This window comes from Aeromonas media, from assembly GCF_000819985.1.
Lineage (GTDB): Bacteria > Pseudomonadota > Gammaproteobacteria > Enterobacterales > Aeromonadaceae > Aeromonas > Aeromonas media.
In genome coordinates this window covers 772-15,133 of the sequence record NZ_CDBZ01000108.1, presented here as the reverse complement: position 1 = coordinate 15,133, position 14,362 = coordinate 772, and the positions used below count along the sequence as shown (strand labels likewise).

Annotated in this window: 13 protein-coding genes, 1 tRNA gene and 1 pseudogene; 5 read left to right on the top strand and 10 right to left on the bottom strand. The window is 63.3% G+C overall.

Translation table 11 applies throughout. The annotated features are described in order from the left end of the window. The 9 genes and pseudogenes from BN1127_RS09660 to hinT all read right to left on the bottom strand — a co-directional run. A pseudogene (locus BN1127_RS09660) lies at positions 1-464 on the bottom strand (protein translocase subunit SecF); the annotation flags it as partial. Positions 465-570: 106 nt separating this feature from the next. Beyond that, on the bottom strand, positions 571-2,373 hold the full coding sequence (gene secD, locus BN1127_RS09655) for a protein translocase subunit SecD (RefSeq protein WP_042649286.1): 1,803 nt from the start codon (positions 2,371-2,373) through the stop codon (positions 571-573). A gap of 147 nt (positions 2,374-2,520) precedes the next feature. Next, the gene (locus BN1127_RS09650) at positions 2,521-3,015 is read right to left on the bottom strand and encodes a hypothetical protein (protein WP_042649285.1); all 495 of its coding nucleotides are present in this window, start codon (positions 3,013-3,015) and stop codon (positions 2,521-2,523) included. A gap of 68 nt (positions 3,016-3,083) precedes the next feature. Then, positions 3,084-3,944: a DUF6279 family lipoprotein gene (locus BN1127_RS09645; RefSeq protein ID WP_041205443.1), complete on the bottom strand. Its 861-nt coding sequence runs from the start codon at positions 3,942-3,944 to the stop codon at positions 3,084-3,086. Positions 3,945-3,997: 53 nt separating this feature from the next. Beyond that, positions 3,998-4,861: a phosphotransferase gene (locus BN1127_RS09640; protein WP_042649284.1), complete on the bottom strand. Its 864-nt coding sequence runs from the start codon at positions 4,859-4,861 to the stop codon at positions 3,998-4,000. Continuing rightward, positions 4,851-5,447 (bottom strand): penicillin-binding protein activator LpoB, encoded by a 597-nt coding sequence (gene lpoB, locus BN1127_RS09635; RefSeq protein WP_042649283.1) that lies wholly within the window; start codon positions 5,445-5,447, stop codon positions 4,851-4,853. Before lpoB ends, BN1127_RS09640 begins: the two co-directional genes overlap by 11 nt. Then, positions 5,447-5,842: a YcfL family putative periplasmic lipoprotein gene (locus BN1127_RS09630; RefSeq protein ID WP_042649282.1), complete on the bottom strand. Its 396-nt coding sequence runs from the start codon at positions 5,840-5,842 to the stop codon at positions 5,447-5,449. Before BN1127_RS09630 ends, lpoB begins: the two co-directional genes overlap by 1 nt. A gap of 66 nt (positions 5,843-5,908) precedes the next feature. Further along, a complete protein-coding gene (locus BN1127_RS09625; protein WP_171269479.1) occupies positions 5,909-7,330 on the bottom strand; it encodes a COG3014 family protein in 1,422 nt (473 codons plus the stop codon). Between the two features lie 14 nt (positions 7,331-7,344). After that, entirely contained in the window at positions 7,345-7,695 is a 351-nt protein-coding gene (hinT, locus tag BN1127_RS09620; RefSeq protein ID WP_042649280.1) for a purine nucleoside phosphoramidase, read from the bottom strand. Between the two features lie 257 nt (positions 7,696-7,952). On the opposite strand from hinT, the gene BN1127_RS09615 reads away from it, so the two are divergent. Then, positions 7,953-9,965 (top strand): methyl-accepting chemotaxis protein, encoded by a 2,013-nt coding sequence (locus BN1127_RS09615; RefSeq protein ID WP_042649279.1) that lies wholly within the window; start codon positions 7,953-7,955, stop codon positions 9,963-9,965. 76 nt (positions 9,966-10,041) lie between these two features. Here the strand turns inward: BN1127_RS09615 and BN1127_RS09610 are convergent, their stop codons facing one another. Next, positions 10,042-10,917, bottom strand: coding sequence for a 6-carboxytetrahydropterin synthase (locus BN1127_RS09610; RefSeq protein ID WP_042649278.1), 876 nt, complete (start codon positions 10,915-10,917; stop codon positions 10,042-10,044). Between the two features lie 79 nt (positions 10,918-10,996). On the opposite strand from BN1127_RS09610, the gene BN1127_RS09605 reads away from it, so the two are divergent. The 4 genes from BN1127_RS09605 to BN1127_RS09590 all read left to right on the top strand — a co-directional run. After that, complete coding sequence (locus tag BN1127_RS09605; protein ID WP_042649277.1) at positions 10,997-12,340, top strand: dihydroorotase; 1,344 nt, start codon at positions 10,997-10,999, stop codon at positions 12,338-12,340. A 226-nt stretch (positions 12,341-12,566) separates the two neighbouring features. After that, positions 12,567-12,643, top strand: a tRNA-Pro gene (locus tag BN1127_RS09600). 131 nt (positions 12,644-12,774) lie between these two features. Then, the gene (locus BN1127_RS09595; RefSeq protein WP_042649276.1) at positions 12,775-13,245 is read left to right on the top strand and encodes a CC0125/CC1285 family lipoprotein; all 471 of its coding nucleotides are present in this window, start codon (positions 12,775-12,777) and stop codon (positions 13,243-13,245) included. Between the two features lie 202 nt (positions 13,246-13,447). Further along, the coding region (locus BN1127_RS09590; protein WP_042649275.1) for a dicarboxylate/amino acid:cation symporter at positions 13,448-14,362 on the top strand (915 nt) is incomplete at its 3' end.

Here is a 14,362-nt window from a genome sequence, read left to right as displayed (position 1 = left end):
CGCCACTCGAAGCGCACCGCCAGGTAGGCGGAAATGGCCAAGGAGGCCACCAGCACCGCCAGCATCCCCTGCTGGAACAGCTCGGCGCCCACCTGGGGGCCGACTATGGTGGTGCGCAGCAGCTCCACCGGCAGGGCAAGTTGCTGCCCCAGCATGGTCGCGAGATCCTCCGCCGCCCAGGGCAACTCGTGGGGAGGCAGCTTGATGAGCCATTCACCGGGCACACCGGCGCCGTGCAGCTCCACCGCCCCGGCCAGAGGAGCGCTCAGCAGGGCGTTGAGCTCGTGGGCCTCCTTCAGGGTCTGGATGCGAAACTCCAGCAGTATGCCGCCGGTGAAGTCGAGCCCGAGGGAGAGCCCGTTGATGGCGAGCACGGCGATGCTCGCCACCGTCAGCAGCGCCGAGGCCCACATCCCGATGTAACGCCAGCGAGTCAGGCCCATGGCAATGATCATTCTCAGCATTCTTCTTCCCTCGACAGTTGGTGCAGGCTTCCCACAGGGAAGCGAGTGGCGCGGAGCTGGCTCGGACGCGCGGTGCGATGACGCAGGCAATGGGGATCGGTCATGGTCATACCCTCAGCAGCTTGGCGCGGCTGTTGCCCCACAAGGGGTTGATGATGGCGCGGGTGCCCCAGATGCCGGTCACCATGCTGGAGATGAGCCCCAGGATCAGGGTGATGGAGAAGCCCTGCAGCGGCCCGGAGCCGATGGCGTAGAGCACCACGGCGCAGATGAGCGTCGTGATGTTGGCATCGAAGATGGTGCGAAACGCCGAGCGATAGCCAAAATCGATGGCGTTGGCCAGGCTTCCCCCCTCCCGCAGCCTGTCCTTGATCCGCTCGAAGATCAGCACATGGGTATCCACCGCCATGCCCACCGTCAGCACCAGGCCGGCAATCCCGGGCAGGGTCAGCACGGCCCCCGGCAGCACCGCCAGCATCCCCACCTGCATCAGCAGGTTGCCGATGAGCGCCGTGATGGCGACCCAGCCGAACTTGCGATACCAGGCCATCATGAACAGCATCATGCCCGCCATGCCGAACGCCAGGGCAGTGAAGCCCGCCTCTATGTTCTGCAGGCCCAGGGTCGGGCCGATCGAACGCTCCTCCAGGATCTTGAGCGGCGCGGTGAGAGCGCCGGCCCGCAGCAGCATGGCGAGCTCCTGGGCCTCTGGCAGGCTGCCAATCCCGGTGATGCGGAACTGGTTGCCAAGGGCGGTCTGTATGGTGGCGACGTTGATCACCTCACTTTTGGCCCGAAGCCGGCCCTCGGCGTTGGTCTTGTACTCGGTGAAGACGGTGGCCATGGGCTTGCCCACGTGCTGGCGGCTGAACTGGTTCATCTTGCTGCCACCCAGGGTGTCGAGCACTATGTTGACCTGGGGCTGGCCCATCTCCCCCATGTTGGCGCGGGCATCGACGATGTGCTCGCCGCTCAGCACCGGGTTGCGGGCCAGACCGACCGCCTGGCCGTTGCGATCCGCCATGAAGAAGCGGCTGTCGGCCTTGGCCTCGTAGAAGGCCAGGGACGCGGTGGCGCCTATCACTTCTTTCGCCTGCTTGGGGTTGTGCACCCCGGGCAGCTCGATGCGGATGCCGTCCTGACCCTGACGCTGGACCGAGGCCTCGACGATGCCGAGCTCGTTGATCCGTTTCTTGAGGATCGACAGGTTCTGGGTCACGGCGTTGTTCACCAGCAGGGTGCGCTCTGCGTCGCTCAGTACCAGCTTGAGCTCATTGCCGGAGCGGGAGAGGGTCCACTGATCCTGACGGGTGCCGGCGCTCTCCTTGATGACATTGAGCCAGCCCTCCTGCCCGGCGACGTCCGGCAGGGTGACGGCCACGGATCCCTGGGCGGTGCGCATCACGCTGGCGCCGCGCAGGTTGGCCTCGCGGAAGCGGGTGCGCAGGGTATCCACCAGGTTCTTGGTCTGGTTGTCGATGACAAAATCCACGTCGACCCCGATCAGCAACTGGGAGCCGCCGCGCAAGTCCAGCCCGAGCTTGATGGGATCGGCGCCGAGCTGGCTTATCCAGGTCGGAGCATTGGAGTGAAACTCCAGGGTGAGGGCGGCGCTGTCCACCCCCTGCTGCTCCAGCAACTGCTTGGCCCGCTGCTGTTCGGCCTGGGTGGCGAACACCAGCAGGGCCCGCTCCTTCTGCTCGATCTGCAGCTGGGGCGCTATCTGGTGCTCCTGCAGCAGGCGCTGCTGCGCCCCGCTCAGGCGAGACTGGCCATGGAGGCCGAGGGAGGGCTGCTCACCGAAGAAGGTGGGCAGGGAATAAAACGCGAAGGTGACCAGCATCAGCAGCAGCAGGGCGTACTGCCACAGGCTCATGCGGTTCAGTATGGTATGACTCTTTTTTCTCATGAAATCGGCCTCTGTCAGGCGAGCGCAAGGGACGACGCCGGGTCGCACCGTGCAAAAAAATGAAACAAGACAGCCTAGCCGTTCACTAAAAATGAACAGCAACAGAGAGAAGATGAGGCAACAGCAGGCAGACTGACCCCATCGGGGTCAGGCGAGGAAGCTCTGGGAGAAGCGGTATTGCAGGTGACGACGCTGCAGGCGGTGCCGGTGAATGCTGGCGAAGTGATCGCGAAAGCTCGTCCTCGGGTAGCAGAGGGCGGCGTAGAGCAGCAGGCCGCACAGCAGCAGGATCCCCTGCTGGGCCCAGCTCATGACGAGCTCGTAGACCACGCGGCCAGGCTGATGATCCCGGCTCAGGGAGTGCTCGAGGCGCAGCAGGTGATTCTGGTGGGAGCCAACGAACTTGACGACACCGTCGTCGCTGTCGCTGGCGCCGTGCTGGATCCGGGCGCCGTCGGTGGAGTCCGCGGCCTCCCCCATCAGCTGGGCGGCGTGCTGGGAAGCGGGTGCCTTGAGCCCCTCCACCGAGACGGTAGAGAGCAGCAGAGTGAGCGCGATGAGCAGGGTCATCGCCGCCAGTTTCACTTTGTCCAGCAGGCTCAAAAAGTTAATTCCCGAATAATAGAAAGGGCAAACTACCATAGCCCCCCTACAAGGACAAGGGCGGCAGGCCATGACGCCTGCCGCCCTTGCGGCGCGGATCCTGTCAATCAGCGGCTGCGGATCATGGCCTCGAAGTCCTCGGCATAGTCCTTGAGCAGGGTGTAGAGGTGGGCGCGCTGGGAGAGATCCATCGACTGGCTGAGGTCGCTGAGCCACTGGATGGTGCGCTGGCGGGACTGGTCGGTGTAGCCGGTGAAGCGGCCATCCATGAGTCCATCCCCCTGTTGCAGCAGGCGGGTCAGCTCCTTGCCGAAGTCCGGATCCTGGCGCTGCTTCATCAGCCGCGCCAGCTCCTTGGTCCAAGCCTCTTGGAACTCCAGCCAGGGGGGCATCATCTCGTATTGCCACTCGGCCCATTGGGCAATGAGCGGCTCCTGGGCCGGCTTCACCTTGCCAATCCAGAACACCAGCCGCTCGTTCATCTTCTCCCGAAACTCCTTGAGCATCTGCGTCTTGGACTCGGTGGCGAAGTCATGCTGGCGCTCCTGCTGGCGTTTCACTCTATCGGTCATGAAGCGCGCCACCTGGGCATCGGTCAGGGTGCTGGCGAGGCGCACGGTGCGGGGAATGGCGTTCTCCAGGGTGCGGGTCAGGCTGGCCTGGGTGCGGTCCAGATGCAGGGTGACCTGGGCCGGGGTCATGGGGCTGGCCACCGCCTTGGCCAGGGCATCGAGATCCCGGGCATAGATGGGCAGCTCGTGTTGGCGATGCCAGGCCATCAGCCCCTTGACCTCCCTGTCCAGCAGCGTCTTCTGACTGCGGTCCAGCGAGAAGTAGTCGTCCAGTTGCCAGACGATGGCCGAGTCGAGCCAGTAGTAGATCACCCGGGTCGCGCAGCCGGTCAGCAGCAGGCAGAGCAGCAGCAGGCTCCAGCTGCGGGGTTGACGCCATGAGAATCTGGTCACCATGCATGCCTCCAATTCGTAGAAAATAAGCGTCGCGCCATGGCCTCTGCCCGATGTCACTCCAGGCGCTGGCGGTTCATGTCGATGAGGGCCTGATAGTCGGGCCCGGGTTGCTGCTCCGCCATCAACAGCGCCCACAACAGGCCGATGTAATCGACCCAGGGCAGGAAGGCTTCGGCCTGGAATCCTTTGGTATTGAGCAGCTTATGAGCACCCTCCCTGCCTTCAAGATAGCAGCTCTCCAACTGGCACCGCAGCTCATCACTCCAGCCATGGGTGCGCTGGATGCTGGCCAGCTCGAAGCCCGGGTGGCCGGCGGCGCCATACTCCCAGTCGATGACCCAGGGTCTGTGGCCCAACAAGTTAGCCGGATTGAGATCATGATGGCAAGGGAGCCAGCAGTCGTCCGGCTCCCGGCTCGCGAGCAGTGCTCGCTCCAGCGCTGGCAACCAGGCGGGCACCCGGGCCAGGCGGTCGCGATAGCCGGCGCTGTGGGCTCGCACCGCCATCACCACGGCGGGCAGTGGCAGCCGGTGTAAGCGCCTCAGCACTGCAGCCAGCAAGGGGGGTTGCGCCGCCAGGGGCGGCGGCGCGGCGGCCCAGTTCGGCTCGTCGCACCACGCCAGCAGCATCAGGCCGGTGGTGGGTTCACTGTGATGACAGGGCAAGGCCAGCCCCTCCCCCACGGCCCCCTGATAGAGCTGCCACTCGGTGGCCCTGTCGATACCGAGACGCACCGGATCCGGGTGCCCGCGCCGCAGGAAGGCGCGTTGCCCCGAGGGCAGGTGCAGCCGGTAGTTGCCGTTGGTCAGGCCGCTCGCCAGTGGCTCAAGGCGCCCCCGGTTCCAGGGGGCCGGCAGGCTGGCCAGCAGGGTCAGCTCCGCCAGGTCCCCCTGCTGCCGGGTCGCCTCACCAGCCAAAGGTGGAGGTCTTCGCCTGCTTGCGGATCTCTTTCTGATCGGCCCACAGCAGTTCGCCATTCTCCAGATCCATCAGGTTCATGGTCATCTGGTAGTAGACGTCCTTCACCTTGCCGTTGTCCTTGACGATGCTGGCGAGGTTGCCATAGACCATGTAGCGGGCGCCGGTCTGCTTGCCAAGGCGCACCATGGTGGCGGGATCCACCATGCCGCTGCCCTGCTGGTGCTCGAGTTGCTGCTTGACCGCGCTCACCTTGCTCATGTCGACGAAGCGGAACTTGCCGGCGCTCAGCAGCTTGGTGCGCAAGGTGTCTGTGATGGCCTCGGTGTCGATGTGCTCCGAGGTCTTGTTGCGGATGGAGTCCATGAACATCACGGGACGACCGCCGGCGGTGATCTCGGAGGTCGCCGGTGAGGCCAGCATGGAGTCCGCCATCTTGTCGGCGATGGCCTGCAAGTCGGAGGAGCCGTAATCCACTGTCACCGTCTCGGTCTCGGTCGCGTCGCCATAGCTGACGGTGGTGCTGGAACAGCCGCCAAGCAGCAGGGCGCCGGTCAATATCAGCAGGGCATGGTTCATTCTCATCAGTTCGATTCCTCAATCACTTCGCGTACGTAAATCCGGTAGCCCCGGGCTGCCGGGCTCGGCGCCAGGGCGGACAGGGTGCGGGTCTGGTAGCCGTGCAGCTTGAGCGGGGTCCAGCCGCGGCCATCACTGGCCACCTCCTGCCCGGCGTCATCATACCAATAGAACAGGTATTGCAGCCGGTTATCGCCGCGCTGGGTGCTGGCGGCGGCCACGTTGACCTGCAGCAGGCCATTTTGCTCGCGGCGGCTCAGCTCGGTCAGGGTGACGTTGACATCTTGATGCTGCTCCTGCACCGCCGCCCCGGCCGCGCCATAGAGCGCCACGCCGGAGGTATTGGTGGCGCAGCCCGCCAGCAGCAGTACCAGCCCGAGGGCCAAGCCATGTGCTTTCATCTTGTGCTCCTTGCCGGTGGCCAGGGGGCCGAACCGGTCAGTGTGTGATCTCGCCCGAACGGGCACTCATAGGGGCATCACCCGGGTAGTCAGGCGGTTGCCAAGGCGCTGCACCCACACTAGCGTGGTGCGCCCGCCGTGCACGGTAAGCGGCAGTGTACGCATGGCGCTGCCCGCCCCCAGCTGGAGTTGCACCTCCCCGGCCGGCAGCATTCCCTGCCAGCTCGATGCCTCGGCGGGCAGGGTCAGCCAGCTGCGGGTATCGGCCCGCTCCGAGAGGGTATTGAAGATGCCCACCAGGATGTTGCCCACATCGCCCCCCTCCTTGGCGGCGGTGCGTCGCACCTGCTCCTTGGCCACCAGCCGCAGCGCCTGCCGGGTCAGCATGCCGGGCAGCCGCTCCTGCAGATCCTTGGCCGCCAGCGCCTCGAGTCGCACCAGCGAGCTGGTCCGCCCGGCCTGTTTGCCCGCCGACACCGTCAGCGGGCCAGTGTCGCTGGCCCTGTTGTCGTAATAGGGTACCGCCACGGTAAAGGTACGAAAATCGCCGCTGGAGGTGGAGATCGGCAACGGCAGGAAGATCTCCCGCCGCGCCGGGATCAGGCCATCTTCAAACAGCACCACCAGCTGGCCCTGATCCTTGACCAGCGGCGGCGCCTTGCGGCCCACCTTTTTCTCTGTCTCCCTGAGCTCGTCCGCGGAGCCGCGAAGCCGCGCCAGGCGCAGCAAGGCATCCTGCAGGCTCTGGTTGTCCGGCGCTATCTGGTAGCCGCGCTGATAGTCGACCCAGGCGTCGTTGAGATCCCCGGCCGCCTCGTAGAGCACGCCGGAGAAATAGAAGGTATAGGCATTCTGGAAACCGTTCTTCACCTGACCTATCAGGCGATCGAGTTCGGGTGCCCCACGCGACATCAGCTGGCGCATATTCCCATCTGCCTCGGCCTCTTCGCTCTCTTCCTTGGCCTTGCGCACTTCGCCGGCCCGCGCCTTAAGCGCCCGCTCCTGCACCTGGTTGGCGCGGCGCACCTCCACCAGGGCCCCTTCGGCATCCCCCCGTTGCAGGTAGTTCAGCGCCAGATAGTGGTGCAGCATGGTGCGCTCGTAGTCCGGCGCCCGGTAGGCCATGGTCTGATCGTTGGTGAGCAGGCTGCCCGCCTGGGCCAGACCCCGGCTCAGGCGGTACTGGGCCTGATTGTCTTCCCAGACGAGGCGGCTGTCGGCAGCGGCAAAGCCCTGCTTGCTGGCCCCGTCCTGACCCGCCAGCCAGGCGATGCGCCCTCTCTCCAGCTGATCCAGCACATAGGTGTCGTCACCCGGAGCCGACTCATGCACCTTCGGCAGCGCCTCGGCGGCATGACCCAGCAGCAGCTGGTTGCGCAAGGGGACCATCTGATCGGAATAGGAGACGAAGAGGTCTTGCCAGCGGGAGGCGCAGCCCCCCAGCAGCAGACCGGCCAACAGCAGGCCGGCCAACAGCAGGCCGGTCAATGAGGCGGGACGCATCACAGGCTGAGCAGGGGTCCCAGCGGCTGGCCACCCACCAGGTGCAGGTGGATGTGGTAGACCTCCTGCCCGCCGTGGCGGTTGCAGTTCATAATGAGGCGGTAGCCGTCCTCGGCGATCCCGGCCTCGGCCGCCAGCTTGCGGGCCACGGTGAACATCCGGCCGAGCGCCAGCTCGTGATCCGCTTCCACGTCGTTGACCGTGGGGATCAACACGTTGGGCACGATCAGAATGTGGGTCTTCGCCTTGGGTTGGATGTCCCGAAACGCGGTCACCAGATCGTCTTGATAAAGGATGTCGGCGGGGATCTCCTTGCGGATGATTTTGCTGAAAATGGTTTCTTGCGCCATGGGTAACTCCTTTATATGAAAAAGAAAATTCAATGCAAAACTCAAGCGACTCCCAAAAATGTCGCCACAGCCCGCCAAGTGTGACACAAGCCGACATTTGACACAGCCGTTGTCCCAATCCCTTCAGTTATTGTGAAGAATACCGATAGTGAGGATGACGTCCCGAGTACCCCAGTGGCATCCCCATCTGGGCATGCAGGGTACCAAAGGGACGGGGTACTCAGGCAAGGGACTTTTGCATAGACAGCGGGACAATAATGAAACAAACAATGTCAGACCTCTCGATCTTACAGAGAGTCTATCTGGGCTTTGCCATCCTGGTCGCCGTCATGGTCGCCAGTGCGGTACTGACCTTTCGTGGCCAGAGCGAACTCAACGATGCCCTGGATCAGGTAACACAAGAGTCCATGCCGCTGGTGATCGCCAGCAGCCAGACCCAGATAAGCCTGCTCAGCGCCAACAAGTGGCTCACCGACGTGCTGACCGAGCAGGATCCCAAGCAACTGCCGGCGGAAGTGGCCGAGCTGCAGCAAGCCAAGGGCCAGGTCGACAAGATGCTGACGACCCTCAGGCAGCAGGTGGCGGCGCACCCCGAATTGCAGGGGGAGATGACAGCCCTCGGCAAGCTGGTGGCTGACTACCTGCAACTGACCCAGACCCTGCCCACCGAGCACGAGGCCCTGCTCACCCGGCTGCACAAGGTCAACCAGGCCAAGGGCCAGTTCCAGGTCAGCCTGCCCCAGTTCAAGAAGAACCTGGGGGACATGATGGTGACCGTCGACGACAGCTTCATCAAGATGCTCTCCGAGACCCTGACCACCAAGCTCTCCGCCATCGAGCTCTCCACCATGGATGCCCTCAACCAGAGCATCCCCGCCCCCATCGAAGCGGCGCTCAAGCGCAACAAGATGCAGATCGAGGGCTTCAACAGCACCATCAAGGATCTCCAGGGGGAGCTCAAGGACTTTGACAACAACATGGGCCACTACGTCCATGGCTTCGTGCGCGACACCACGGCCAATGAAGGGGTACTCGCCCAATACCTGGCGCTGATGAAGCAGCAGCAGACCATGCGCGAGCAGAGCAAGCAAGCGAGCCAGCTCATCGTCAGCATCCAGAACAAGCTGGAGGGGATCACAACCCAGAGCCAGCAGTTGATGAACGCCAGCATCCGCGCCTCTGATCGGGTGCAGACCCAGAGCACCCTGACCCAGGGGATCAGCATCGCCATCGCCATCTTCGTCGCCATCCTGGTGGCCTTTACCCTCGGCAAGGCCATCCGCCGCCCCCTCAAGGAACTGCTGCGGGTACTGACCGAGGTGACACAGGGTGACATGACCCAGCGGGTCGGCTTCAAGAGCCAGAACGAATTCGGCCAGCTCGGCAGCCAGATCAACCTGCTGATCCAGCAGATGGGAGACGTGCTCAGACAACTCTCCCAGGCCTCGACCCAGCTCAACAGCGCCGCCCACGACAACCGCCACACCACCGAAGCGGTGCGGGCGGATCTGGAGAAACAGCGCCAGGAGACCGCCTCGGTCGCCGCCGCCATGACCCAGATGGAAGCCTCGGTGCGGGAAGTGGCCCAAGCCGCCAACCAGACCCTGGAGCGGGTACAGGACGTGGAGAAGGCCTCACAGATGGGGCGCAAGGTGATGGCTGGCAACATCACCACCACCCACCAGCTGGCGGGCAAGCTGCAGCAGACCGGCAAGGTGATCGGCGACGTGAGTGCCATGAGCGGCCAGATTGGCAACATCCTCGACGTCATCCGCGGCATCGCCGAGCAGACCAACCTGCTGGCGCTGAACGCCGCCATCGAAGCGGCTCGTGCCGGCGAGCAGGGCCGCGGTTTTGCGGTGGTGGCCGACGAGGTGCGCAACCTGGCCGGTCGTACCGCCCAGTCCACCAGCGAAATCCAGACCATGATCGAGAACCTGCAGCAGGGGGTCGCCCGAGCGGTCAACGTGATGCAGGAGTGCTCCCGCGAGATGGACAGCTGCATGGATCAGAGCTCCCAGGCCAACAACGCCATGGAGGAGGTGCAGGGCATAGTGGTGCTCATCAGCGACATGTCGAGCCAGATAGCCTCCGCCGCCGAGCAGCAGCAGGCCACCAGCGCCGACATCGCCACCAATCTCAACCGCATCTCCGATATCTCGGATCTCAACTATCAGGGCATAGAGCGGGTCGCCGAGACCAGTCAGCAACTCGACAGCCTAGCCGAGCAGCAGGAGGGTCTGGTGCAGCGCTTCCGGCTCAGCGCCTGACACCCAGAGCCATGGCTGTGAAACGACGAGGCCCCGCAGATGCGGGGCCTCGTTTTTATGGCGGCTTGCAGGGAGATCAGGCGTAGGCGATGGCCCCCTTGCCAACCCCTTCATAGGCGACAATCTTGACGAACTTGTCCCCCACCTGCTTTTTCACCTCGCGGGCGATATGGTGGGCCAGCAACTCTATGGTGGTGTCGGTGTCGATCATCTCCACTTCGGCGGCAGGCATGGCGAGCTGGAACAGCCCCTGGGGCGCCACGTACTTGAAGCCCAGGTGGTGTTCCCCCAGATGGGCCTTGGCCAGCTCGCTCAACGCCAGCTCGGAGAGGGCCACCTTGTCCTCCAGGGTGCCGAGGTAGATGTCGGCCCAGCGCTCGGCCCAGTTCAGCTCCAGCTCCTCGTTGCGCACCCCATCCACCTCGATCTCGACCGGAGAGCGGTGGCCGTGGGCGATGCGCTGACAGTTGCCGTCGTGCTTCTTCAGGCCATGGCTGTAGTGGTAGAAGGCGCCCTCGATCTTCTCCTGGCGCAGGGTCAGGGAGAGATCCTTGATGTTGCCCGGCAACCGCTTGGCCAGCACCGCCAGCAGATAGCGGGTCACCGACTCCTTGTCCACCTGGGAGGCGGGAATGAAGGCAAAGCCCTGGGTCGGGCAGCGCAGGTGGATGGAGCGACCCGGGCGCAGCAGATCCACTGTGCTCTCGTCGTTGTCCAGAGCGTGGACATGGACCAGGGGGCATTCGGCCGGCACCAGCAGCTTGTGATCCACCTCTTCATCGATGATCGACTTGATGAGCTTCTTCACCCGCCCGAAATCCAGCAGCATGCTCATCTCGTTGAGCTCGCCGCTCATCTCGATGTCCACCAACCAGCTCTCGCCCACCATGCCGCGACGCTCGCACAAATAGCTCGAATCGATCACAGTCAAATCTCTAACAAATAACTTCATTACTCAGGCCTTGCTACAGAGAAAGTGCAGTTTGCGATATTATGACCCCGGATTATCGGCAAAGGAACTGGAACCCCCCATGAACAAATTGCTTATCAAGAATGCCACCCTGGTCAACGAAGGCCGCATCTATGCCTCCGACGTCTTGATCGAAGGTGAGCGGATCGCCCGCATCGCCCCGGACATCAGCGCCCCCGATGCCGTGGTGATCGATGCCGCAGGCCGTCACCTCATCCCCGGGATGATCGATGATCAGGTGCACTTTCGGGAGCCTGGCCTGACCCACAAGGGGACCATCGCCAGTGAATCCCGGGCCGCCGTCGCCGGTGGCACCACCAGTTTCATGGAAATGCCCAACGTCAATCCCCAGACCACCACCATCGATGCCCTCGAAGCCAAATACCAGATAGCCGCCAACTCCGCCGCCGCCAACTACAGCTTCTACCTGGGTGCCACCAACGACAACCTGGAAGAGATCAAGAAACTCGATCCCAAACAGTCCTGCGGCATCAAGATCTTCATGGGGGCCTCCACCGGCAACATGCTGGTGGACAACCAGGAGACACTCGCGGCCATCTTCCGCGAGAGCCCGGTGATGATCGTCACCCACTGCGAGGACACCCCCTCCATCAAGGTGCTGGAAGACGAGGCCCGCGCCAAGTGGGGCGAAGATGTGCCCATGCGCGAGCACGGCCGCATCCGCAGCGCCGACGCCTGCTACAAATCCTCCAGCATGGCGGTCTCCCTGGCCAAGCAGTACGGCGCCAAGCTGCACGTGCTGCACCTGACCACGGCCAAGGAGCTGTCGCTCTTCACTGCCACCCCGGATCTGAAGGATCTCAAGGACAAGAACATCACCGCCGAGGTGTGCGTCCATCATCTGTTCTTCAACGAGGCGGACTACGACACCCTGGGCAGCCAGATCAAGTGCAACCCGGCGGTGAAGAGCGCCGCCGACCAGCACGCCCTGCTGGATGCAGTGCGCAACGACGTGCTCGATATCATCGCCACCGACCACGCCCCCCACACCTGGGAAGAGAAGCAGAACAGCTACTTCAAGGCGCCGTCCGGCGTACCCCTGGTGCAGCACTCCCTGCAGGCGCTGCTGGAGCTCTACCACAACGGCGTGTTCAGCCTCGAGACCATCGTCAAGAAGACCTCCCACGCGGTGGCCGAGCGCTTCCAGGTGCAGGATCGCGGCTATATCCGCGAGGGCTACTTCGCGGATCTGGTGCTGCTGGATCTCGGCAAGCCCTATGTGGTCAACGACAGCAACCTGCTCTACCTGTGCGGCTGGTCCCCGTTCAACGGCTACCGCTTCCAGAGCACCATAGAGATGACCCTGGTCAACGGCCAGATCGCCTGGCAGAACGGTCAGGTCACCGATCAGGTATTGGGCAAGCGACTGACCTTCAACCGCTGATCCCTGCTTGAGAGCGACGCCTGTCACTCACGCCAAACGGCCGCCCACCAGGGCGGCCGTTTTTCATGCAAGACGGCGCTGAGGTGCCGACAAAATGCGCGACTGGTCGCACTTTGATCCGAAGTTGCTCGCAAAGCAGGCAAACGATCTCGAACCGGGATTTCCCCTGTTGACAGGGTCGGGGCATCTCCATAAACTTCCTCCCCGTCAGCCGAGCTGACTCCGTCGGTGTGTAGCGCAGCCAGGTAGCGCATCTGCATGGGGTGTAGAGGGTCGGAGGTTCGAATCCTCTCACACCGACCAAATTCCCCGAGAAATGCCTTGTCAAACGACAAGGCCTTTTCTTTTTGTCTCCCCGGCGGTACCCAGGCCGGCGATTGTCTCGTGGGCGGCGTTGTGCTGTAGTGACTTCCTCTCAGCCAAGGGCCAGCACCATGTCACCAAACTCCCCCCTCTTGTTCGCCCTCACCCTGTGCGGCTCGCTGCTGCTCGGCGGCTGCGCCACCGCCTATGACAGCGAAAAGTCCTTCTGGAACGGCCAGACAGGTTTCTCCCAGTCCCGGCTCGGGGAGACACGCTGGCAGTTGGAGTTTGTGGGCAACGATCTGGTGGACAGGGAGACGGCCCGCAAGTATGTGCTCAAGCGGGCGGGGGAGATAGCGCTGGCGCAGGGGTACGCCTGGGTGCAGGTGCAGACGCTGACCCTGTCGCGGGATGCGGTCAGGATCACCCCGACCCGCCCCCAGTTCGGCTTTGATGAGTACGAACCCGACACCTTCATGGACGAGATGCAGGTAGAGCACCGCACCTCGGCACTGCTGATCTTCTCTCTGGGAAAAGCCCCATTGGACGACCAGAGTCTGGAAGCCATTTATCTGGCTAATATGAAAATAAACAGCGATTAATATAATTAATTCACAAAATCCATATCACATACAACTAATTGCAACATAAAGTTCTGATATAAGTCGCTGGATTTCCCCTCCGTGATTAGGCATGCTGCCAGCATACCGGCTGTCAGGATTCCATGGCCCGGATCACAAAAACGGACTGAGGTGGCACCCTTCCCACCTGCACAGGCACTGCACATATCGAGACTGTCCCCCCATGAAAATGAACAAATTGACCGTTGCCATCCTCATTGCGATGTTGCTTGGCATTGTTACCGGGCAAGGCTATCGCCTGTTTGCCCCGACCCAGGCCGCCACCTTTGCCAGCGACATCACCCTGCTGACCGACATCTTCCTGCGCCTCATCAAGATGATCATCGCCCCCCTGGTGTTCACTACCCTGGTGGTCGGCATCGCCAAGATGGGCGACACCCGCACCGTGGGCCGCATCGGCGCCAAGACCCTGGGCTGGTTTATGCTGGCCTCCCTGATGTCCCTGACCCTGGGGCTGGTGATGGTGCACCTGATGCAGCCCGGGGTCGGCCTCTCCCTCTCCCTGCCCGATGACGGCGCCAGCTCCGGCGTGGCCGCTACCGCCATCTCCCTCAAGGACTTCGTGACCCACGCCATCCCGAAGAGCGTGATCGAGGCTATGGCCACCAACGAGATCCTGCAGATCGTGGTGTTCTCCCTGTTCTTCGGGCTGGCCGCCGCCGCCCTGGGAGATGCTGCCAAACCGGTGGTGATGCTGATGGCCAGCGCCGCCGAGATCATGCTGAAGGTGACCGGCTACGTGATGAACTTCGCGCCGTTCGCGGTGTTTGGTGCCATCGCCGCCATGGTCGCCAAGGAAGGGCTCGGCATCCTCGCCACCTATGGGACCTTCATGGCCCAGTTCTACCTGGCCCTGGCCTGCCTCTGGCTGCTGCTCATCGCCATGGGCAGCCTCTTCATCCGCCGTCGCATCCTGACCCTGCTGGCCATGATCCGCGAGCCCATACTGCTCGCCTTCTCCACCGCCAGCTCCGAGGCCGCCTATCCCAAGACCCTGGACAGACTGGAGAAGTTCGGCTGTGACAAGCGCATCGCCAGCTTCGTGCTGCCCATGGGCTACTCCTTCAACCTGGATGGC